This window comes from Streptomyces sp. NPDC058741 (assembly GCF_042746715.1).
Lineage (GTDB): Bacteria > Actinomycetota > Actinomycetes > Streptomycetales > Streptomycetaceae > Streptomyces.
Map to the genome: position 1 here is coordinate 1 of NZ_JBHYQH010000068.1, position 20,558 is coordinate 20,558.

The 20,558-nt window shown below is 72.1% G+C and carries 18 protein-coding genes and 2 tRNA genes; 4 read left to right on the forward strand and 16 right to left on the reverse strand.

Annotated features, from left to right (window positions below; genetic code table 11):
- Positions 1-131: 131 nt before the first annotated feature.
- Positions 132-3,053 (reverse strand): leucine--tRNA ligase, encoded by a 2,922-nt coding sequence (gene leuS / locus ACFW6P_RS30700; protein WP_386425567.1) that lies wholly within the window; start codon positions 3,051-3,053, stop codon positions 132-134.
- A 477-nt stretch (positions 3,054-3,530) separates the two neighbouring features.
- On the opposite strand from leuS, the gene ACFW6P_RS30705 reads away from it, so the two are divergent.
- On the forward strand, positions 3,531-4,784 hold the full coding sequence (locus tag ACFW6P_RS30705) for a cytochrome b/b6 domain-containing protein (RefSeq protein WP_386425570.1): 1,254 nt from the start codon (positions 3,531-3,533) through the stop codon (positions 4,782-4,784).
- Positions 4,781-6,391 (forward strand): NADH-ubiquinone oxidoreductase-F iron-sulfur binding region domain-containing protein, encoded by a 1,611-nt coding sequence (locus ACFW6P_RS30710; RefSeq protein ID WP_386349944.1) that lies wholly within the window; start codon positions 4,781-4,783, stop codon positions 6,389-6,391. The genes ACFW6P_RS30705 and ACFW6P_RS30710 overlap by 4 nt, the downstream gene beginning before the upstream one ends.
- A gap of 129 nt (positions 6,392-6,520) precedes the next feature.
- Here ACFW6P_RS30710 and ACFW6P_RS30715 read toward each other — a convergent pair.
- The 10 genes from ACFW6P_RS30715 to ACFW6P_RS30760 all read right to left on the reverse strand — a co-directional run bounded on the left by ACFW6P_RS30715 (position 6,521) and on the right by ACFW6P_RS30760 (position 11,732).
- Positions 6,521-6,593 (reverse strand) — tRNA-Ala (locus ACFW6P_RS30715).
- Between the two features lie 112 nt (positions 6,594-6,705).
- Entirely contained in the window at positions 6,706-6,939 is a 234-nt protein-coding gene (locus ACFW6P_RS30720; RefSeq protein WP_386349941.1) for a hypothetical protein, read from the reverse strand.
- A gap of 3 nt (positions 6,940-6,942) precedes the next feature.
- On the reverse strand, positions 6,943-7,116 hold the full coding sequence (locus tag ACFW6P_RS30725; RefSeq protein WP_386349938.1) for a hypothetical protein: 174 nt from the start codon (positions 7,114-7,116) through the stop codon (positions 6,943-6,945).
- A 203-nt stretch (positions 7,117-7,319) separates the two neighbouring features.
- Positions 7,320-7,392: transfer RNA gene (locus ACFW6P_RS30730), tRNA-Ala, on the reverse strand.
- A gap of 98 nt (positions 7,393-7,490) precedes the next feature.
- Positions 7,491-8,156 (reverse strand): histidine phosphatase family protein, encoded by a 666-nt coding sequence (locus tag ACFW6P_RS30735; protein WP_386349935.1) that lies wholly within the window; start codon positions 8,154-8,156, stop codon positions 7,491-7,493.
- The gene (rsfS, locus tag ACFW6P_RS30740) at positions 8,153-8,599 is read right to left on the reverse strand and encodes a ribosome silencing factor (RefSeq protein ID WP_386349932.1); all 447 of its coding nucleotides are present in this window, start codon (positions 8,597-8,599) and stop codon (positions 8,153-8,155) included. Before rsfS ends, ACFW6P_RS30735 begins: the two co-directional genes overlap by 4 nt.
- 104 nt (positions 8,600-8,703) lie before the next feature.
- Positions 8,704-10,398 (reverse strand): LytR C-terminal domain-containing protein, encoded by a 1,695-nt coding sequence (locus ACFW6P_RS30745; RefSeq protein WP_386425572.1) that lies wholly within the window; start codon positions 10,396-10,398, stop codon positions 8,704-8,706.
- Positions 10,399-10,414: 16 nt separating this feature from the next.
- Positions 10,415-11,158, reverse strand: a complete 744-nt coding sequence (nadD, locus tag ACFW6P_RS30750; RefSeq protein WP_386349928.1) for a nicotinate-nucleotide adenylyltransferase — start codon at positions 11,156-11,158, stop codon at positions 10,415-10,417.
- An 86-nt stretch (positions 11,159-11,244) separates the two neighbouring features.
- Positions 11,245-11,409, reverse strand: coding sequence for a hypothetical protein (locus ACFW6P_RS30755; RefSeq protein WP_192583393.1), 165 nt, complete (start codon positions 11,407-11,409; stop codon positions 11,245-11,247).
- A 164-nt stretch (positions 11,410-11,573) separates the two neighbouring features.
- A complete protein-coding gene (locus ACFW6P_RS30760; RefSeq protein WP_386349924.1) occupies positions 11,574-11,732 on the reverse strand; it encodes a hypothetical protein in 159 nt (52 codons plus the stop codon).
- A gap of 124 nt (positions 11,733-11,856) precedes the next feature.
- Between ACFW6P_RS30760 and ACFW6P_RS30765 the strand changes: the two genes are divergently transcribed.
- Positions 11,857-12,981, forward strand: coding sequence for a M48 family metallopeptidase (locus ACFW6P_RS30765; protein WP_386425576.1), 1,125 nt, complete (start codon positions 11,857-11,859; stop codon positions 12,979-12,981).
- 95 nt (positions 12,982-13,076) lie between these two features.
- Here the strand turns inward: ACFW6P_RS30765 and ACFW6P_RS30770 are convergent, their stop codons facing one another.
- From ACFW6P_RS30770 to proB, 5 genes are all read right to left on the reverse strand, one after another.
- Entirely contained in the window at positions 13,077-14,147 is a 1,071-nt protein-coding gene (locus ACFW6P_RS30770; protein ID WP_386425578.1) for a hypothetical protein, read from the reverse strand.
- 89 nt (positions 14,148-14,236) lie between these two features.
- The gene (locus tag ACFW6P_RS30775; RefSeq protein ID WP_386425580.1) at positions 14,237-14,839 is read right to left on the reverse strand and encodes a hypothetical protein; all 603 of its coding nucleotides are present in this window, start codon (positions 14,837-14,839) and stop codon (positions 14,237-14,239) included.
- A gap of 152 nt (positions 14,840-14,991) precedes the next feature.
- Entirely contained in the window at positions 14,992-16,278 is a 1,287-nt protein-coding gene (locus tag ACFW6P_RS30780; RefSeq protein WP_386359672.1) for a glutamate-5-semialdehyde dehydrogenase, read from the reverse strand.
- Between the two features lie 84 nt (positions 16,279-16,362).
- The gene (locus ACFW6P_RS30785) at positions 16,363-16,830 is read right to left on the reverse strand and encodes a hypothetical protein (protein WP_386359670.1); all 468 of its coding nucleotides are present in this window, start codon (positions 16,828-16,830) and stop codon (positions 16,363-16,365) included.
- Positions 16,831-16,955: 125 nt separating this feature from the next.
- Positions 16,956-18,062 (reverse strand): glutamate 5-kinase, encoded by a 1,107-nt coding sequence (gene proB / locus ACFW6P_RS30790; RefSeq protein ID WP_386359681.1) that lies wholly within the window; start codon positions 18,060-18,062, stop codon positions 16,956-16,958.
- A 321-nt stretch (positions 18,063-18,383) separates the two neighbouring features.
- Between proB and ACFW6P_RS30795 the strand changes: the two genes are divergently transcribed.
- Positions 18,384-20,429 (forward strand): hypothetical protein, encoded by a 2,046-nt coding sequence (locus ACFW6P_RS30795; RefSeq protein WP_386425583.1) that lies wholly within the window; start codon positions 18,384-18,386, stop codon positions 20,427-20,429.
- Positions 20,430-20,558 lie beyond the last annotated feature (129 nt).

Below are 20,558 nucleotides of genomic sequence, written 5' to 3' on the forward strand. Positions count from 1 at the left end.
AGGATCCGAAGCCCTTCGTCTGGACGAAGACCGCGGACGAGCTCCTCGAACGCCTCGCCGGATATCTGAACCGAATTCCCGACTCAGGACACTAGGGGATGCCCCCGGGAGCGGTCCGAGCGCCCGCGCGGCTACGCCGGGACGATGTTCACCAGCTTCGGCGCCCGCACGATCACCTTGCGGATCCCTGCCCCGCCCAGCGCGGCGACGACCTTCTCGTCCGCCAGGGCGGCCTTCTCCAGCTCGTCGTCGGAGATCGACGGCGAGACCTCCAGGCGCGCCTTGACCTTGCCCTTCACCTGGACGACGCAGGTCACGGTCTCGTCGACGACGTACCGCGGGTCGGCCACCGGGAAGTCCCGGTGGACCACCGAGTCGGTGTGGCCCAGCCTGCGCCACAGCTCCTCGGCGATGTGGGGCGCCAGCGGCGCGACCATCAGCACCAGCGGCTCGGCCACCGAGCGCGGCACGGCTCCTCGCCCGCCACCACCCTCGGCGGCGGGGCCTGCGGTCCCGCCGCCGCCATACGCCTTGGTCAGGTGGTTGTTCAGCTCGGTGACCTTGGCGATGGCGGTGTTGAACCGCATGCCCTCCAGGTCGCCGCGCACCCCGTCGATCGCCTTGTGCAGGGCGCGCAGCGTCTCCACGTCAGGCTCGTCGTCGGAGACGGTGACCTCGCCCGTCGCCTCGTCGACGATGTTGCGCCACAGCCGCTGCAGCAGCCGGAACTGGCCGACCACCGCGCGCGTGTCCCACGGCCGGGAGACGTCCAGCGGGCCCATCGCCATCTCGTACAGGCGCAGGGTGTCGGCGCCGTACTCGGCGCAGATCTCGTCCGGGGTGACGGCGTTCTTCAGGGACTTGCCCATCTTGCCCAGCAGCCGGGAGACCTTCTCACCCTGGTACCGGTACGCGCCGTCACGCTCCTCCACCTCGGCCGCCGGCACCGCGATGCCGCGGCTGTCGCGGTAGACGTAGGCCTGGATCATGCCCTGGTTGAACAGCTTGTGGAACGGCTCCGCGGAGGAGACGTGCCCCAGGTCGTACAGGACCTTGGACCAGAAGCGGGCGTACAGCAGGTGCAGCACGGCGTGCTCGGCGCCGCCGACGTACAGGTCCACACCGCCGTGCGGCATGCCCTCGCGGGGGCCCATCCAGTACTGCTCGATCTCCGGGTCGACCAGCTTCTCGCTGTTGTGCGGGTCCAGGTAGCGCAGCTCGTACCAGCAGGAACCGGCCCAGTTGGGCATGGTGTTGGTCTCACGCCGGTACTTCTTCGGGCCGTCGCCCAGGTCCAGCGTGACGCTGACCCAGTCCTCGTTGCGGGACAGCGGGGTCTCCGGCTGGGTGTCGGCGTCGTCCGGGTCGAAGGTGCGCGGCGAGTAGTCCTCGACCTCGGGCAGCTCCAGCGGCAGCATCGACTCGGGCAGCGGGTGGGCGATGCCGTCCTCGTCGTAGACGATCGGGAAGGGCTCGCCCCAGTAGCGCTGGCGGCTGAACAGCCAGTCGCGCAGGCGGAAGTTGACGGTGCCCTCGCCGACGCCGGAACGCTCCAGCCACTCGGTGATGCGCGCCTTGGCCTCGGCGACGCCCAGGCCGTCCAGGCTGACCTCGTCGTTCGAGGAGTTGATGATCTTCGCGTCGTACGACGAGAAGGCGTTCTCCCAGGTCGAGGTGTCCGTGCCGCGGCCGTCGGTCGGCTCCACGATGCAGTGGATCGGCAGCTCGAAGGCGCGCGCGAACTCGAAGTCGCGCTGGTCACCGGCCGGGACGGCCATGATCGCGCCGGTGCCGTAGCCCATCAGGACGTAGTCGGCGATGAAGACCGGGACCTGCTCGCCGTTGACGGGGTTGGTGGCGTGGGCGCCGATGAAGACGCCGGTCTTGTCCTTGGCCTCGGCCTGCCGCTCGACGTCGGACTTGGCGGCGGCCTGCGCGCGGTAGGCGGCGACGGCCTCGGCCGGGGTGGCGTGACCGCCGGTCCACACCTCGTGGGTGCCCTCGGGCCAGGCGGCCGGGGTGAACTTCTCGACCAGCGGGTGCTCGGGCGCCAGCACCATGTAGGTCGCGCCGAACAGGGTGTCCGGGCGGGTGGTGAAGACGGTGATGCGCTCGCCGTCGATGGGGAAGTCGACGCGGGCCCCCTCGGAGCGGCCGATCCAGTTGCGCTGCTGCAGCTTGATGGCCTCGGGCCAGTCCAGCTCCTCCAGGTCGTCCAGCAGCCGGTCGGCGTAGGCCGTGATGCGCATGTTCCACTGGCGCAGCTCGGCCTTGAAGACCGGGAAGTTGCCGCGCTCGGAGCGCCCCTCGGCGGTGACCTCCTCGTTGGCCAGCACGGTGCCCAGTCCGGGGCACCAGTTGACCGGCGCGTCGGAGGCGTAGGCCAGCCGGAACCCGCCCAGGACCTCCGCCTTCTCGGCGGCGCTCAGTTCGCCCCACGCGCGCGCGTGGCCCGGGACCGGCCGCTCACCGGACTCGAACCCGGCGACCAGCTCCGAGATCGGGCGGGCCCGTCCGGTGTCCTGGTCGTACCAGGAGTTGAAGATCTGCAGGAAGATCCACTGGGTCCACTTGTAGTAGTCCGGGTCGATCGTGGCGAACGAGCGGCGCTTGTCGTGGCCCAGGCCCAGCCGGCGCAGCTGGGACTTCATGTTCTCCATGTTGGCCTCGGTGGACACGCGCGGGTGCGTGCCGGTCTGCACCGCGTACTGCTCGGCGGGCAGGCCGAAGGCGTCGAAGCCCAGGGTGTGCAGGACGTTGTGGCCGGTCATCCGCTGGAAGCGGGCGAAGACGTCCGTGGCGATGTAGCCCAGCGGGTGGCCGACGTGCAGGCCCGCACCCGAGGGGTAGGGGAACATGTCCATGATGAACTTCTTGGGCCGGGCGACGGTCTCCCCGTCGCCCGCCAGGTCACCCTTGGGGTTGGGTGCGGCGTAGGTGCCGTCGGCGTCCCAGAAGTCCTGCCAGCGTGCTTCGATCTCGGCAGCCATCGCGGCCGTGTAGCGGTGCGGCGCGGCCACCTCGGAAGTGGCCGCGGGGTTCGTCTCGCTCATGATCCTCAAAGCTCCATCGATCGTCTCTGCCTGCGGCTGTGTCGTCGAGAAACGAAAAATCCCCTCGCACAGGAGGGGACGCCGCGCCGATTCCGGCCACTCGACTCGTCCGGTGGCCGGGACTGATCAGCGCGGCCCGCTAAGCAGAAGGCGTACGGCACGCATGGCGTCAGGGTACCGCAGGCCCCCCGCGCGCCGCGACGCGCTTGCGGTCGGGCCCCTGAGGCCGCGCCCGTCCCGAGAAGCCGAACATCACTCAAAAGTTACTTCGCGTAACAGCCGCTAAGGGACATCACAACGAACACATTGTCCTTTGATAACAACGCAATAACTCAAACCTCCTACCCGTCGGTATGGCTCCGCTTAGAGTGCGGCACGGGACCGCTGCTTTCCCGAACCGCTCGGAGTTGCCCCCATGAACCCTCAACGCAGTATCAGCTCACCGCCCCCGGCCACCGGGACGTGGGGAGGCCGGTCGTGAACCCCTACGACTCCACGGTGGACGACTCGTTCGCCGAGTTCCTCAATTTCGGTGCCGGCGTGCTGTCCCTCGTGTGCCTGACGTGCTCGGTGATGTGGGGCCTGATCGCCCAGGACCGGATCCTGCTCGACGCCCGCAGGCGCATCCTGGCGCAGGCCGTGCACCGGACCACGGCCGTCGCCTCGATCGCCTTCCTGCTGGTGCACATCGGGGTCAAGCTGGCGCTGTCCCACACCTCGTGGATCGCCGCGGTGATCCCCTTCGGGTTGTTCCTCACCGACGAGGAGCTGGTCGGGGGCAGGTCCTTCCTGATCGGCCTGGGCACCCTGGCGGGCCTGCTCATGATCTTCGTGGGCATCACCGGCGCGCTGCGCAACCGCTTCGCCTCCCCCGCGCCCGTCGCGGCCCGCTGGCGCGCCATGCACATGCTGGCCTACCCGGCCTGGTGCGCCGCCCTGGTGCACGGCCTCTACGCGGGTCGAGCGGCCAAGCCGTTCGCCGTCGTCCTGTACTGCCTGTCGCTGGCCGGCGTGGCGGGCGCCCTCGCCCTGCGCTCCGCTCCGCGCCAGGCCAAGCGCAGGGTCGCCGACAAACTCACCGAGATCCTCGGGGAGCCCCAGGCCCGCAGGGACCTGGAGGAGAGCCGGTCCCGCGCGGGCGCCACGCTCCCCGGCTTCCAGGCCCGCGGCGCCTCCCCCAAGGCGGCCGTCTCCCCGTCGGGCCCGCTGTACGAGACGGCCGAACACCCCGCGGCCAGGGAACCCGCCAACGGCTTCGCGGCGGCCTACCGAGCCGTCTCGGCCCCTCCCCAGGGCCGGCGGGCCTTCGCGCCGGGGCCGACCGACCGCATGGAGCTGCCGCTGGACATGCAGCCCACCCAGGCCATGCCGACCGTGGACGGCCCCTCCAGCACCTCGGGCAGCTGGCCGATCCCCTCCCCGCCGCCGGTCGGCGAGGCCCCGCCGTCGGCCTACGACCCCTTGCAGGACACGGGCTTCGACATCCCGCCCTACACCCCCCTACAGGACACCGGACAAAACATCCCGGCCTACGGCACTCCAGGCGCCTTCGGCCACGGATCGAGTGATGTGTACGACACGGGTGAGACGAACGCCGCCCCCGGCACGTACTACCCGGACGACACGTACAACAGCGGTCCCGCCACTGAAACACTGCCCGGTGCGTCCTACGACTTCGACACACCGGGATCGGGCGAACCTTGGAACACGCCTTCCGGAGGCTTTAAGTGAACGAGGCCCTGCCCGACGTACCCGAAGTCCGCGTGGTCGGCCTTCCCCAGCTCACGTCGGGCTTCGACCTTGTCGACCGGCTCGACCTGTCCATGCACCTGAAGGTGCACGGGCCGCTCGAGCCGATGGGCGGCGAGCAGCTCGCGCAGCTCGCCGAACGCATCAACCTGAGGGGCCGCGGCGGCGCGGGCTTCCCCTTCCACAAGAAGCTGCGCTCGGTCGCCGAGGCGGCGATCAAGCGCGGCGTCCGGCCGGTCGTCGTCGTGAACGGAAGCGAGGACGAACCGGCCTGCCGCAAGGACACGGTGCTGATCAACCGCGCCCCGCACCTCATCCTGGACGGCGCGCTGCTGTGCGCCGAGGCCCTGGGTGCCCGCACGCTCGTGGTGGGGGTCACCCGTGAGTCCACACAGCGCTCCATGGAGGCGGCGCTCTCCGAACGCGGCCTCAGCAACGGCCGCCGCTCGGCCCTGCGCGCGCGTGTGCAGCGCAACCCGGTCCGCATGGTCACCGGCGCCGCCGCGTCGCTGGTCCGCTCCATCGACGGCGGCCCGGCCATCCCTCCGGGCCGCAAGGTCAGCGCCTCGCAGAACGGCGTCGGCGGCGCGCCCACGCTGCTGTCCAACGCCGAGACCTTCGCCCAGCTGGCCATCGCCGCCCGCATCGGCCCGGAGCGCTACGGCAACACCGGCCTCTACGACGAGCCGGGCACCGTCATGCTCACCGTCTCCGGGGCGGTCGCCCGCCCCATGGTGGTCGAGGTCCCGACGGGCGTGCCGCTGCGCTACGTCCTGCAGCTCGCCGGCGCTCCGCCGGTGCCGCAGGGCGTGCTCACCGGCGGCTACCACGGCAAGTGGATCGACGCGGCCACCGTCAACGAGGCGATCGTCTCCCGCAACTCCCTGGACGCGGTGGGCGGTTCGCTGGGCGCCGGCGCCATCCTGCCGATCAGCCAGGACACCTGCCCGCTGGGCGAGTCGCTGCGGGTCGCCCAGTGGCTGGCCGAGGAGAGCGCGGGCCAGTGCGGCCCCTGCTACCTCGGCCTGCCCGCCGCCGCGCGCGGCCTGGAGGACATCCTCAACGGCGGCGGACCGGCCGCCCTGGAGGCCCTCAAGCAGGTCGCCAAGAACGTGAAGCGGCGCGGCGCCTGCTCGCACCCGGACGGCTCCGCGATGTTCCTGGAGTCGACCATCAAGGCGTTCACGGACGACCTGGCCGCCCATGTCCTCGGCAACGGCTGCGGACGGCGCGTGGAGGGCGTTCTGCCGCTCTTCGAGGGCGGCAGGGCCCCCACGGGCATCCCGGGCGGCGAGTCCCAGGGGAACGGCCCGAGCCGCCAGAAGATCTACGTCGACTGGACGCTGTGCCGGGGGCACGGCCTGTGCGCCGACGTCCTCCCCGAGGTGTTCCAGCTGGGCGCCGACGGCTTCCCGACCGTGGCGCAGGCGCAGGTGCCGCGGTACGCCGAGGCCAAGGCTCTACGCGCGGTGCGCCGCTGCCCGGCGCTGGCCCTGCGCGTCGAGGAGGACACGCGCTCGGGAGGCGCGCCGTCCCGCAACCTCCCAGTGCTCTCCCAGGGCCGCGGACGCCGCGCTCTGGGCCGCTGAGCGGACGTACGGCGGGCTTCCCTCCGGGGGAGCCCGCCGTATCCCTGTGCCCCGGGCACCACCAGACGCGACGAGGCACAACGAGAAGGCGGGCCATCCGATCGGATGGCCCGCCTTCTTCGTCTTCTGTGGAGCTAAGGAGAATTGAACTCCTGACCTCCTGCATGCCATGCAGGCGCTCTACCAACTGAGCTATAGCCCCTCGCGGCGTCCGCCCGGGTTTCCCTGGCGGCGACGCCAACATTACTGGTCCTGCGGGCCCAACACCAAATCGGTTTCACCGTGCCCGATATGGCCGTTTCGCGGGCCGCGCCTCAGGCCGTGACGAACGAGTAGAACCGCTTGAGCGTGCAGTGTTCCTCCAGGAGCCGGCCGTAGATCGGCTCGCCCTCCAGCTCGCGGTACGTCTCGATGGGGTCGCCTTTTATGATCAGCGCCCGCGCGCACTCCTCGCACCAGTACTGGTAGTCGGGATTGATCGGCTCCATGTCGCGGACGATCGGATTCCCGCTGCCGCACCAGTCGCACTTCCGCCTGTGTGCACCCATCGATCAGCTCCAGCTGTGGCCGCAGGCCGTGCACACGTAGGAGATCCCGCCGTTGTCGCCGAGCATCTGGGCCACGTGCGCGGATCCGCAGGAAGGGCAGCTGAGGCGGGTGGACATGTCCCGTGCCAGTCCCGCACCGAGGAGATGGTCGACCTCCTCGAGGATGCTCGCAGGCATCGCTACTCCTCCCGTCGGGCCGCGCCCCCTTCCGGCCGTTTGATTCTGCCACGGCCGGACCAATACGGTCAGCGACGCCTCAGTACCAGTCCGGACACGGCCCCCCGGCGGGGGCCGTAGAGGTATACGCCCGGCGGGGCCGGAGTGACTCAAAGCGGATCATGAAAAATCCCGCTCCCTGACGGGAACGGGATCATGAGGTGTGGAGCTAAGGAGAATTGAACTCCTGACCTCCTGCATGCCATGCAGGCGCTCTACCAACTGAGCTATAGCCCCTCGTCACCCGGCGGAGCCGCATGACGTTTCGTTTCCCGGCGGGCCGGGCGAACAAGAAGAACCTTAGCCTGCGACCTGCCGGAAAGTGAAATCCGGGGTCAGTCGTCGTCGCCGAGCACCGGTTCCGGCAGCGTGCCGGCGTTGTGCTCCAGCAGGCGCCAGCCCCGGGCGCCTTCGCCGAGGACGGACCAGCAGCAGTTGGAGAGTCCGCCGAGGCTCTCCCAGGTGTGGGGCTCCAGGCCGAGGAGGCGGCCGATGGTGGTGCGGATGGTGCCGCCATGGCTGACCACGACGAGCGTGCCGTCCTCGGGGAGCTTCTCGGTGTGCCGGAGGACCACGGGGGCGGCGCGCTCGGCGACCTCGGTCTCCAGTTCGCCCCCGCCGCGGCGCACGGGCTCACCACGCTTCCAGGCGGCGTACTCCTCGCCGTGCCGGGCGATGATCTCCTCGTGCGTCAGGCCCTGCCAGACGCCCGCGTAGGTCTCGCGCAGCCCCTCGTCGTGCGTCACCTGAAGGCCCGTGAGCGTGGCGAGCTCCGCGGCGGTGTTCGCGGCCCGCCGCAGGTCGGAGGCGACGATCGCGTCCGGCTTCAGCGAGGCGAGCAGGCGGGCGGCGCGGCGGGCCTGGGCGACGCCGGTCTCGGTGAGCTCGACGTCCGTGGTGCCCTGGAAGCGGCGCTCCACGTTCCACGAGGTCTGGCCGTGCCGCCACAGGATGACGCGGTGGCCCCGGCCAGCACCGCCGGCCTCACTGAGGGGGCTCACCGCCGGTCACCGTCCAGTTCGGCCGCCTCCTCGGCCGCCCGCAGCTTGGCGTGCTCCTCGGCCTTGCCGCGGGTGGCCCGGGCGTCCTCGGGCAGCTCCAGCTCGGGGCAGTCCTTCCACAGCCGCTCCAGGGCGTAGAAGACGCGCTCCTCGCTGTGCTGGACGTGCACGACGATGTCGACGTAGTCGAGCAGGACCCAGCGGGCCTCGCGGTCGCCCTCGCGGCGCACCGGCTTGGCGCCGAGGTCCTTCTGGAGGCGCTCCTCGATCTCGTCGACGATCGCCTTCACCTGGCGGTCGTTGGGAGCCGAGGCGAGCAGGAAGGCGTCCGTGATGGACAGCACGTCACTGACGTCGTAGGCGACGATGTCGTGCGCCAGCTTGTCGGCGGCCGCCTGGGCGGCGGTGTTGATGAGCTCCTGGGAGCGGTCGGTCACGGTCACTGCAAGGCTTTCGATCGGCGGTCAGTTGCCACCAAGGGTCTCACGGACCGCAGGGCGTTCCCCACGTGATCGCGGGGATCACGTGGGGAACGCGCCTCTCGTGCCTAGTCGGACGACGGCTCGTAGTCCTGGCCGAGGACCACGGAGACGTCGGCGCCGGCCGGGCTGCTGCCCCGGGTCACCGAGGTCTCGGGCAGGCCCAGGGTCCTGGCGACCTCGGCGGCGTCCGCCTTGTCGCCTGCGTCGGCGTAGACGACCTTCGACGTGGCGCGGGCGCCCGCCGTGCCGCCCTCGAGGAAGGTGAAGCCGCCGTTGAGGAGCACGACGCGGGCCTTCTCGGTGCGGTCCTCGACGCCGGTGGCGTTCTGGACGGAGACACTGACGGCGGCGTCCTTGTCGGGGCTCTTGGCGGTGCCGCCGAGGACCTTCTTCACCACGTCGGCGCCGGCCTGGGCGCTGAGCGTGCCGTCGGCCCGGACGGGCAGCAGGTCCGTGGCGTAGTCGCCGCCCTTGGCGTGGTCGGAGAGCCCGGCGAGGAAGGAGCCGAGGTCCTTGTCGGTCAGGGGCGGGTCGAGGATCTGCGCCAGGGTCTCGATCGTGGTGGTGGCGGCCTGGGGGTCGGAGGACATCTTGCGCAGGACGGCCTGCATGACCTGCCCGAAGCGCTCGAGCTGGGCGTTCTGGGCCTCGCCGGAGGCGCGGTAGGTGGCGTAGGCGACGGCGGCCTTGCCGCTGAGGGACTGGTCCTCACCCTGCTTGACCAGGGGGGCCTGGCCCTTCTTCTCGGCCTGCGGGTCGGGGACGTCGGTGTCGGTGTCGACGTCGACGGTGCCGACGAGGTCGACGAGGTTCTGCAGGTAGGGGGTGTCCAGACGCCAGGTGCCCTCGATGTCGGTGCCCAGGACCGAGTCGAGGGCCTCGCGGGTGGCGTCGGGGCCGTCGTCGTCGACGGACTCGGCGAGGGTCGTCGTGGTGCCGTCGTCGCCGGTCAGGGCGAGCGCGTTGGGCAGCAGGACGGTGGCGCCCTCCTCGGTGGTGGTGTTGTCGACGAGGAGGGCCGTGGAGGTACCGCCGCCCTTGGTGTCGTGCAGGTGCACGACGATGACGTCCCGCTTCTGGGCGCCCGCCGCCGTCGCGGTGCCCTCCTCGGAGCCGTCGGAGGACAGCCCCGGCAGCTTGCCCGCGTACCAGAGGTAGCCGAAGCCGCCGACCGCGACGAGCGCGAGCACGACGGCCAGGGCCACGATCCGGCTGCGGGCGCGGCGCCGGGCCTCCTCACGGCGCTCGGTGCGGTTCTCGGTGAACTTCAGCCAGTCGATGACGTCCTCGGAGTCGCCGTCCGGTTCCTCGACGAAGGCGAACTGCTCGGTGCGGTAGTCCTCCCGGGGCTCCGCCGGGGCCTCGTCCCGGTCGGCGGGGCCGGCCTGCTGCGGGATGTGGGGGGTCTGCTCGGGAGCCTGCCGGGCGGTGTGCGCCGCGGCGCGGGACGGCCCGCCGTACGGGTCCTGGGGGCCGGTCTGCTGCTGCCCGGCGCCGGCCCCGTAGGCGTCGTGGTCGTGGCCCTGCCCGTAGTGCTGTTGCTGCCCGGCGCCGTAGTCGTAGGCGGGAGGGGGCTGTTGGCCGCCCGCGGTGTACGGGTCGTAGCCGTAGGCCTGCGGGTGCTGCTGGGCATACGGGTCGTAGGTCTGCTGCCGGGCCTGGACCTGCCGGTAGACAGGCCGGCCGTACTCGTCGTAGCCGACGAGCTCGTACGGGTCGGCGCCGTGGCCCGCGGCCCCCGCTTCGTATCGGTCGTTCACCGGTGCCCCTCTCGGCTCACTCGCCGCGGTACAGCTCGCGCTTGTCGACATAGCGCACGACGCCGTCCGGCACCAGGTACCAGATGGGATCGCCCTTGGCGACTCTCGCACGGCAGTCCGTGGAGGAGATGGCGAGTGCGGGAACTTCCACGAGCGAGACGCCCCCCTCCGGGAGTCCGGGGTCGTTCAGGTGGTGGCCTGGCCGGGTGACCCCGATGAAGTGCGCGAGGGAGAACAGTTCCACGCTGTCGCGCCAGGTGAGGATCTGGGCGAGGGCGTCGGCGCCGGTGATGAAGAACAGGTCCGTGTCGGGGTTGAGCGCCCGCAGGTCGCGCAGGGTGTCCACGGTGTAGGTGGGGCCGCCCCGGTCGATGTCGATGCGGCTCACGGAGAACTGCGGGTTCTCGGCCGTCGCGATGACCGTCATCAGGTAGCGGTCCTCGGCCGGGGAGACGCTGCGGTGGCTCTTCTGCCAGGGCTGGCCGGTGGGGACGAAGACCACCTCGTCGAGCTGGAACGCCGCGGCGACCTCGCTGGCGGCCACCAGGTGCCCGTGGTGGATCGGGTCGAACGTGCCGCCCATGACGCCGAGGCGGCGCCGGCCCGGCTGCGACGGGTCCTTGCCGGGGCCGTCGATCAGACGGGCCGCTGCGGCGGCACGGCGGGGCTCCGCGTGTCGTTCGGTGGCGCCCGCCGAGTCCCGCGCCGGGTCGTGCGGCGTCTCGTCCACCGGACCGGTAGGCATGTCCTGCTCTCCCATGCGTGCAGACCCTACCGGCCCCGCCCCGAGGGCTCCGGCCGCCCCCGTGGTCCCCGGGGCGGCCCGCGCGGGGCGCCCTGCCGGGCTCAGCGGTCGCGGTTGAAGCGCGTGGTGATCCACAGCAGGAGCAGCAGGACGAACAGGGCCCCGCCACCGGTGAGGTAGGGGCTCAGGCTCTCGTGGTTTCCGCCGTGCTCCTCGCCCTCTGCGGCGAGGGTGACCAACTGGGCAGCGGTGCTGTGGAAGCTCATCTTCGGCAGGACCTATCGCGTGTGGGCGGGTTAAAGACGTCGGCTCATCGTAAGCGGGTGCCCTGAGGGCGATCACCCCGACTCCGCCTGTTCGCGTCCCCGGCAGCGTGCGCGGCGGCGGCCGGCCCCGGTCCCGGGAGTCCGGCGGGAACCCCGGCGGTGGTTCAGTCGTCCTTCCGTCCGTAGCCACGCAGCAGGAACCACGCGGTCAGCACGGTCCCCACGATCATCACGATGAGAACGATCCGGAGAAACCCCGGCCCCCCTTGCGGGTCGGCGGCGCTCGCGGCCCGGACGAGCCAGGCGGCGGTGTGCTGCTCCATGGCGGTGGTTCCCTTCGCTGGACTGCCCGACCACCGTAACTCCGCCTAGGCTGAGATCAGCCCCGGCGACGCGAAGGGCCGCACAAGGGGCCCCACAGGCCATATGACGCACATGGGGGAAGACATGTCCGACGGGCACGAGCACGTGCCGAGCAGGCAGCGCAGGCGCTTCCCCGGGATCTCCTCGCGCGCCTACGAGCACCCGGCCGACCGTTCCGCCCTGGTGGCGCTGCGCAGGCTGAGCGGTTTCGACACGGTGTTCAAGGCGCTCAGCGGCCTGCTGCCGGAGCGCAGTCTGCGGCTGCTGTTCCTGTCCGAGTCGGTACGGGTCTCGGACCAGCAGTTCCCGCATCTGAACGTGATGCTGCGGGACGCCTGCTCCATCCTGGACCTGGAGAAGGTCCCGCCGATGTACGTGAACCAGGACCCGCAGCCCAACGCGATGTGCATCGGCCTGGACGAACCGATCATCGTGGTGACGACGGGCCTGGTCGAGCTGCTCGACGAGGAGGAGATGCGGGCGGTCGTCGGTCACGAGGTGGGGCACGCGCTGTCGGGCCACGCGGTGTACCGGACGATCCTGCTGTTCCTGACCAGCCTGGCCGTCCGGGTCGCCTGGATCCCGCTGGGCAACTTCGCGATCATGGCGATCGTGACGGGGCTGCGGGAGTGGTTCCGCAAGTCGGAGCTGTCGGCGGACCGGGCGGGGCTCCTGGTCGGGCAGGACCCGCAGGCGTCCATGCGGGGCCTGATGAAGATCGCCGGCGGCAACCACCTGCACGAGATGAACGTGGACGCCTTCCTCGCCCAGGCCGAGGAGTACGAGGCCGCGGGTGATCTGCGCGACTCGGTGCTGAAGATCCTCAACGTGATGCCCCGCTCCCACCCCTTCACCACCGTGCGGGCGGCGGAGCTGAGGAGGTGGGCCGAGTCGCGCGACCACCAGCGGATCATGGACGGCCACTACGCGCGGCGCGACGAGGACAAGGACACCTCGGTCCGCGACTCCTGGCGGGAGTCGGCGAACCACTACACGACCCAGGTCAGGAACTCCAAGGACCCGCTGATGAAGCTGGTCACCGACCTGGCGGGCGGAGCCGGCGACCTGGGCGACCGGGTCCGGCGCGGTTTCGGCGGCTTCACGGGCTCGGGTCAGAGGCCGTCCGGCGGCCCGCAGGGGCCGGAGGAGGCGACCGGAGAGCCGGGCGACGGTCCCCGAGAGGGCCGGCCGCCGCGCGACGACGTCTGAGACGGAGGCCGGGGGCGCCGCGCGACGACGTCTGGGACGGGACGGGGTCCGGGGGCCGCCTCGGGGTCGTCCCGGCAGCGTCGGGGGCCCGGGTGTCACACCCGCGGCATCGCGCTCGTCGCCAGGGAGCCGCACAGGGCCGTGGCGCTGCCCGTCGCGTACGGGTCGGTGCCCGCCGGGCCGCCCTCCTTGGCGGTCTGGCCGGCGAGGAGGGGCCGGAGGTGGTTCGTGGAGTCCTCGGCGCAGGAGAGCGGGCCGGCCTGGACGTAGGAGACGACGAGCTGGGCCTGGTGCAGGCGCAGGTCGTCGCGGTCGAAGCGGAAGTGCAGCTCGCGCCGGACGGTGAACAGGGACGCCTCGGCCTCGTCACCGGCCCCGGCGGGCCGCAGCGCGTACACGAACGTGTGGTCCGCGGTGACCTCCAGCGTCGAGGGGTCCGCCTCGGCGGCCTGCAGGGTGCCCTGGACGCGCACCTCGCGGTCGGCCAGCTCGGCCCGGCCGGGGTCGAAGCGGACGAGCCAGCCGGTGGGCGCGTGGCGGCCGTCCGGGGTGGGGCGGGCGAAGCTCTGGTCGAACTGGTCCAGCTGGTCGGGATCCAGCAGCACCCGCACGGGGCGGACGCCACCGCCGGTGATGACGTCCGGATCGATGGCGGACCGGACGATGTAGTCCTTGGCGGTGGTCAGGGCGGCCACGACCTGGCTGTCCGAGAAGTGCGCGGTGCGCCGGGAGGCGGGCAGCGGCACGCCCTCCGCGCCCTTCTTGAACTGCGCGGCGGGGCTGTGTTCGTACAGGGACGCGGTGTCGGCCGTGCCGGGCACCTTGCCCGGGGGGACCAGCGGGATGACGGTCGTGCGCAGGGGCTCGACGGCGTCCTTGGCGGCCGGGGCCTGATAGGGATGCCGCACGCCCATGTAGATCGCGGTGCCGAAGGCGAGGGCGATCAGCAGGACGAGGACCAGTGCCTGCCGGGACAGGCCGCGGCGCAGGGGCGGGCGTCGGCGAACGGCGGGCGCGTGGTCGCCGATGCGCTCCTGCGCGGAGAGCTCCTGCAGCCGGGCAGCACGGACGAACGACTCGTCGAAGACGACGGATCGGTACTCGTCCTCTCCACCTCCGGGAGCGCCCTCGGGTGTCCCCTCAGGTGTGTCTCCTGGTCCGCCCATATCTTCAGGGTAGGTCGCCCGGAGCTCGGGTAAACGCCCCACTGCTCCACAAGTTCTGACAGGTTCTCACCAGGACGGGCGGGTTCCGGTCAGGGGGTGCGGGGGATCACCGACATGGCCGGCCGGGAGTGGTCGGCGGAGGCGGAGGGTACCGCGCCACCGCCTTTTTCCAGCTCGGTCGAGGCGGGCGGCGGCACGGGACCCTCGCGGTGGGAGGACGCGCCCCGGTAGACCGCCGTGAAGGCCAGCGCGACCATGCCGATGCCTATCGCGAGGGCGAGCACCCAGGCGACGGGGCGGTGCCAGCGCACCTGTCTGGAGTAGGACCCGGTGTCGCCGTAGTGCTCCCGGAGGAGGTAGGGGTCGTCCAGGTCGTCCAGGTCGGGGTCACGGCCGGGATCGCGGTGGACATCGGGGCCGAGTCCGTCGTCGAAGCGCTCGCCCCGGGCGTGCGCGCGGCGGGCCTCCGCCTCGGAGGCCTCGGCTCTGGCCTGGGCGGCGGCCAGGAGGCGCTCGACGGCGCTCGGCTCGTGGACCGGCGCCGCGCGGACGAAGGCCTCGTCGAAGACCACGGAGGCGAACTCTTCGTCCGACACCCCGCGGTCGTGGTCGTCGTCGGGCTCCGGGCCGTCCGAGAACGGCGTGCCCCCCACGTCCTCCGGCACGGATCCAGAGTAGACCGGGGGGGTCATTTTGGGCAGACGGTATGGAAATTCATCCAGCGGTCGAGACGGCGGCCACGAGGGTCGCGCACGGCGCGCTGCCTGGCGATCCGCCTCCGCCGCACACTCGTGCGCCGTCGCGCATACCCCCTGCGCCGTTCGGGGGTCGCCCCCGGGGCCGTTCAGCGGCGGACGTGCCCGTCGCCGGTCACGATGTACTTCGTGCTGGTCAGCTCGGGCAGGCCCATCGGGCCGCGGGCGTGCAGCTTCTGCGTGGAGATTCCGATCTCGGCGCCGAAGCCGAACTGGCCGCCGTCGGTGAAGCGGGTGGAGGCGTTCACGGCGACGGTGGTGGAGTCCACCAGCTGGGTGAAGCGGCGGGCGGCCTGCTGGGAGGTCGTCACGATGGCCTCGGTGTGGCCGGAGGTCCACAGCCGGATGTGCTCGACGGCCTTGTCCAGCGAGTCCACGACCGCGGCGGCGATGTCGTGGGACAGGTACTCGGTCTCCCAGTCCTCGGCTGTCGCCTCGACGACGGTGGCCCTGGAGTCCTTGGCGTAGGCCTGCACGCGCTCGTCGGCGTGCACGGTGACCCCGGCCTCGGCGAGGGCGTCCAGGGCCCGCGGCAGGAAGGCCGCGGCGATGTCCTGGTGGACCAGGAGGGTCTCGGCGGCGTTGCAGACGCCGACCCGCTGGGCCTTGGAGTTGATCAGGATCTCCACGGCCATGTCGAGGTCGGCCTGCGCGTCGACGTAGACGTGGCAGTTGCCGGTGCCGGTCTCGATGACCGGGACGACGGACTCCTGGACGACCGTGTTGATCAGGGAGGCGCCGCCGCGCGGGATGAGGACGTCGACCAGGCCCCGGGCGCGCATCAGCTCGCGCACGCTGTCGCGGCTCTCGCCGGGCACCAGCTGGATGGCGTCGGCGGGCAGCCCGGCCCCGCCCACGGCGTCGCGCAGGACGCGCACGAGGGCGGTGTTGGACCGGTAGGCGGAGGAGGAGCCGCGCAGCAGGACGGCGTTGCCCGACTTCAGGCAGAGTGCGGCGGCGTCGACGGTCACGTTCGGCCGGCCCTCGTAGATGATCCCGACGACGCCGAGCGGCACGCGGACCTGGCGCAGGTCGATGCCGTTGGGCAGCGTGGAGCCGCGGACGACCTCGCCGACCGGGTCGGGCAGGCCGGCGACGTCGCGCACGTCGCCGGCGATGGCGCGGACCCGCTCGGGGGTGAGCGTGAGCCGGTCGATCATGCCCTCGCTGATGCCGGCCTCGCGGGCCTTGGCCACGTCCTGGGCGTTGGCCTCGACGATCTCGCCCGTACGGACCTCCAGCGCGTCCGCGATGGCGAGCAGCGCGTCGTCCTTGTCGGCCCGCGGCAGCGGCGCGAGGCTCGCGGCTGCGGCCTTGGCGCGGTAGGCGGCCTCGGTGACCGGGGACATCGAGTCGTACGGGGAGAGCGTGGTCATGATAGAAGCGTAGTGCGCCGGGGGGATCCGTTCATCGCGTGTTCCACACCCCGAGACACGGCCCGGGACTCATCGTGGACGGTTTCAGAACGGGTGGACCCCGACGGGCGAGGCGGGGGGCGGCCCGTAGCCCTCGGCGACGCGCTGGTGGTAGGTCGCGCGGTCGATGACCTCCAGGCCGACGATCTCCCAGGGCGGAAGTCCGGCGGTCTGCCGGTGCTCGCCCCACAGGCGCAGGGCGACCGCCGCCGCGTCGTGCAGGTCGCGGGCCTCCTCCCAGTAGCGGATCTCCGCGTGGTCGACCGCGTAGCGGCTGGTCAGGAGGAAGGGGTGGTCGTGGGCGAGCTGCTCCAGGGCGCGGCGGACCTCGGTCAGCGGGGCCTGTTCGCCGGAGACGCTGAGGGTGACGTGCCACAGGCGCGGGGTGTCGGCGGGTTCCCCGCCCTCGAAGCCGTCCCCGGCCGCCACGCTCGTCAGGGCGCGCTCCTCGCCTGCCGCGCGGGAGCCGGTACCACCACGGGACGCCGTGGCCCCAGGGCGCACTCGTCTCACGACGGCCTCCTTCGCTCGGTGGCGCTGCTGCGGAACAGTTCCCTGGGACAAAGTTGAGCAGGCCGCAAGGGATCGCGGGGCCGTTTTGCGGAACGTCCACCACCAGGGGCGGACGTTTCGGCGTATTACGGGTGCAGAACCACCAGGTCGTCCCTGTGTACGACCTCGCGTTCGTACGCGGGTCCGAGTTCGCGGGCCAGTTCCCGGGTGGAGCGGCCGATCAGCCGGGGGATCTCCTTGGCGTCGAAGTTGACGAGCCCGCGGGCCACCGCGCGTCCCGTGCCGTCGCGCAGCTCCACCGGGTCGCCGGCGCTGAAGCCTCCCTCGACGGCGGCGATACCGGCGGGCAGCAGTGACTTGCGGCGTCCGACGACGGCCTCCACGGCGCCGTCGTCCAGGGTGAGCGCGCCCTGCGGGGTGGAGGCGTGCTGCAGCCACAGCAGCCGGTCGGCGGAGCGCCTGCCGGTGGGGTGGAAGAAGGTGCCGGTGTCCTGGCCGTTCAGGGCGTCGGCGGCGTGCACGGCGCTGGTGAGCACGACGGGGACGCCGGCGGCGGCCGCGATCCGGGCGGCCTCGACCTTGGTGACCATGCCGCCGGTGCCGACGCCGGCCTTGCCCGCGCTGCCGATCTCGACGTGGTCGAGGTCGGAGGGATCGTGTACCTCGGCGATGCGGGAGGTGCCGGGCCTGCCCGGGTCGCCGTCGTAGACGCCGTCCACGTCGGAGAGCAGGACCAGCAGGTCGGCGTGGACGAGGTGGGCGACGAGGGCGGCGAGGCGGTCGTTGTCTCCGAAGCGGATCTCGTCGGTGGCGACGGTGTCGTTCTCGTTGACGACCGGGACGGCGCCCATCGCGAGCAGCTTGTCGAGGGTGCGCGAGGCGTTGCGGTGGTGGGCGCGGCGGCTCATGTCGTCGGAGGTGAGCAGCACCTGGCCCACGCGTACGCCGTAGCGGGCGAAGGAGGCGGTGTAGCGGGCGACCAGCAGGCCCTGGCCGACGCTGGCGGCGGCCTGCTGGCGGGCCAGGTCCTTGGGGCGGCGGCGCAGGCCCAGCGGGGCGAGACCGGCGGCGATGGCGCCCGAGGAGACCAGGACGACCTCGCGCTCCCCTCCTCCGCGCACCTTGGCGAGCACGTCGACCAGCGCGTCCACGCGGTCGGCGTCCAGGCCGCCCGAGGCGGTGGTCAGCGAGGAGGACCCGACCTTGACGACGATCCTGCGGGCCTCGCCCACGGCCTGCCTTGCCCCTGCCACGTCCCCGCCCGTCCCCTCAGTCGTTCCGGTCCCTCACCAGGAAATCTACGGGACGAGCGGGTGCGGCGCGGAGCCGGTCCACGCTGCGGACGGCGCCGGGCAGATCACGATTCGGCAGAGAGCGGCCTCGATTCGGCCCCGCCCCGCGACAGGAATTCGATCTTCCGCTATGGTCCGACGGCACGGCGGGACGGCAGTCGTCTGCCATGGTCCGGACATGCGCGTGTCGTCCGGAGGTCGCCGCGCGTTAACCCGGACGGCCGAACTGCGCCGAACCGACGCTCCTGGAGTGAGACCGCAGTGCCCCTACCTCTCCCCCGCCCGCCGGCCCTGTACAAGGGGCTGGTCACCGTCGCGCTGGCCGCCGCGTTCGCCGCCCAGGCGGTCGCGGCTCTGCTGCCGCACGTCCCGCTGCTGATCGCCGCGACCGCCCTCTCGCTGGCCACCGAGGTCGTCCTGTACCGGTGGCAGCGCGGCGTACTGACCCTGTTCGCCAAGTCCCACGCGGACATCACCGTGCGGCACGTCACGCGGGACCTGCTGCTGGTGGTGGGTCTGCTGCGGCTCGCCGAGCAGGACCGGGAGACGGTGTACGTCCCGCTGGTGGCCGGGCTGCTGGCGTTCTACGCGCTGCACTGCGCGATCCAGGCGGCGTCCATACTGGTGCGCCGCACCCGCACCCTGCCGGTGGTGACCCGGAACATCGACGCCTCGGCGCTGCGGCTCTCCCCCGCCCCGCACGTGCTGCTGCGCCGCCCCGGCCCCCGGCTGCTGGTGTTCGGCCTGCCGGCGACGGCCGGGCTGCTGGCCAGCGCCTCGACCGACCGGCACGTGTACGGGGCCGTCGGCGTCGCCCTCTCCCTCGTCCTCGCCGTGACCGGCCTCGGCGCGCTGCTGCTGCGGCTGCTGCCGGGCCGCCGTCCGGCCGGCGAGCAGCGGGTGCTGGAGTGGTTCGACGCGTGGCTGGCGGAGTACCGGCCGACGGTCGGGCTGTACTTCTCCGGCGGTGTCTCCTCGGCGTACCAGGCGAACATGTGGCTGGAACCGCTGGCGAAGACCGAGGGCCGGCCCGTGATCGTGCTGCGTGAGCGGTTCATGGTGCAGAAGATCGCCGCGACGGACATCCCGATCGTCTGCCTGCCGAAGGTGGCCACGCTGATGCGCCTGGAGCAGTCCACGCTCGAGGTCCTGATCCACCCGTCGAACTCCGGCAAGACCTCCCAGGTGCTGCGCATCCCCACGATCAAGCACACCTTCGTCAACCACGGCGAGAGCGACAAGCTGTCCTCGTGCAACCCGTACGCGAAGGCGTACGACGAGGTGTGGGTGGCCGGACCCGCCGCCCGCGAGCGGTACGCGCTGGCCGAGGTCGGTGTCGAGGACAAGGACGTGGTGGAGACGGGCCGGCCGCAGCTGGACGGCGTGCTGCCCAGCGCGGGCCCGCCGCAGGGGGCGTACACGACCGTCCTGTACGCGCCGACCTGGGAGGGCTGGGACGGCAACCCGGGCAACACCTCGGTGGTCGCGGCCGGCGAGAACCTGGTGCGGGCGCTGCTCGCCGACCCGGGCGTGCGGCTGCTGTACAAGCCGCATCCGCTGACGGGCTCGGTGGACCCGCGTGCCGGGGCGGCCGACCTGCGCGTCCGGGAGATGATCCGGGCGGCGAACCGGGAGCGGGCGGGGACGCGGTCCCCGGCCGGCGGCGAACTGACGGCGCTGACCGCCGAGCTGGACCGCCTCACCACGTCCGCCTTCCGGTCCGGGGCCGACATCGCGGAGAAGATGCTCGTGCAGTCGGCGCCGGAACCGGGCCGCGCGGAGGCCGTGGCCCGGGCGACGGCCGCGTGGGAGGCGGCGTACTGGGCCTCGCTGCCGGAGGGCGAGCACCAGGTCATCACGGACGCCCGGCCCACGCTGTACTCCTGCTTCAACGTGGCCGACCTGCTCATCAGTGACGTGTCCAGTGTGATCAGCGACTTCCTGGCCAGCGAGAAGCCGTACGCGGTGGCCAACACCAGCGGGCTGCCCGAGGACCTCTTCCGCGCGGCGTTCCCGACGGTGGCCGCGGCGACCGTGCTGACGCCGGACGCGGCCGGTGTGCCGGGGCTGCTGGAGACGGTCCGGCACCCTGAGAAGGACGACTTCGCCGAGGCCCGGGCCGAGCTGAAGCTGCGCCTGCTGGGCCCGGCCGGGCCGTCGTCCCAGGAGCGCTTCGACGCGGCCCTGCGGGACCTGTGCGAGTCGGCCCGGGAGCACCGGGTCCGGGTGGCGGAGCGGCTGCGCGCGGAGCTCCCCGCCGTGCCGAGCCCGCGCTCCGAGCCGGCGGTCCCGGCCGCACCACGCTGACGCCACGGCACGACGGGACGACCTCGGGGTGGGCGGGCCCCCCCCCCCGCCCCCCCCCGCGAGCCGCCCCCCCCCGGACCCAACAACACAAAAACCACCCCCGGCGCGCCCCCCCCCCCCCCAACCGCA

What these genes read in the sequence shown, in the direction of transcription:
- leuS (WP_386425567.1), bottom strand. Translation starts at nt 3,053, where the DNA reads ATGAGCGAGACGAACCCCGCGGCCACTTCCGAGGTGGCCGCGCCGCAC.
- ACFW6P_RS30720 (WP_386349941.1), bottom strand. Translation starts at nt 6,939, where the DNA reads ATGGGTGCACACAGGCGGAAGTGCGACTGGTGCGGCAGCGGGAATCCG.
- ACFW6P_RS30725 (WP_386349938.1), bottom strand. Translation starts at nt 7,116, where the DNA reads ATGCCTGCGAGCATCCTCGAGGAGGTCGACCATCTCCTCGGTGCGGGA.
- nadD (WP_386349928.1), bottom strand. Translation starts at nt 11,158, where the DNA reads ATGGGAGAGCAGGACATGCCTACCGGTCCGGTGGACGAGACGCCGCAC.
- ACFW6P_RS30755 (WP_192583393.1), bottom strand. Translation starts at nt 11,409, where the DNA reads ATGAGCTTCCACAGCACCGCTGCCCAGTTGGTCACCCTCGCCGCAGAG.
- ACFW6P_RS30760 (WP_386349924.1), bottom strand. Translation starts at nt 11,732, where the DNA reads ATGGAGCAGCACACCGCCGCCTGGCTCGTCCGGGCCGCGAGCGCCGCC.
- ACFW6P_RS30765 (WP_386425576.1), top strand. Translation starts at nt 11,857, where the DNA reads ATGTCCGACGGGCACGAGCACGTGCCGAGCAGGCAGCGCAGGCGCTTC.
- ACFW6P_RS30770 (WP_386425578.1), bottom strand. Translation starts at nt 14,147, where the DNA reads ATGGGCGGACCAGGAGACACACCTGAGGGGACACCCGAGGGCGCTCCC.
- ACFW6P_RS30775 (WP_386425580.1), bottom strand. Translation starts at nt 14,839, where the DNA reads ATGACCCCCCCGGTCTACTCTGGATCCGTGCCGGAGGACGTGGGGGGC.
- ACFW6P_RS30780 (WP_386359672.1), bottom strand. Translation starts at nt 16,278, where the DNA reads ATGACCACGCTCTCCCCGTACGACTCGATGTCCCCGGTCACCGAGGCC.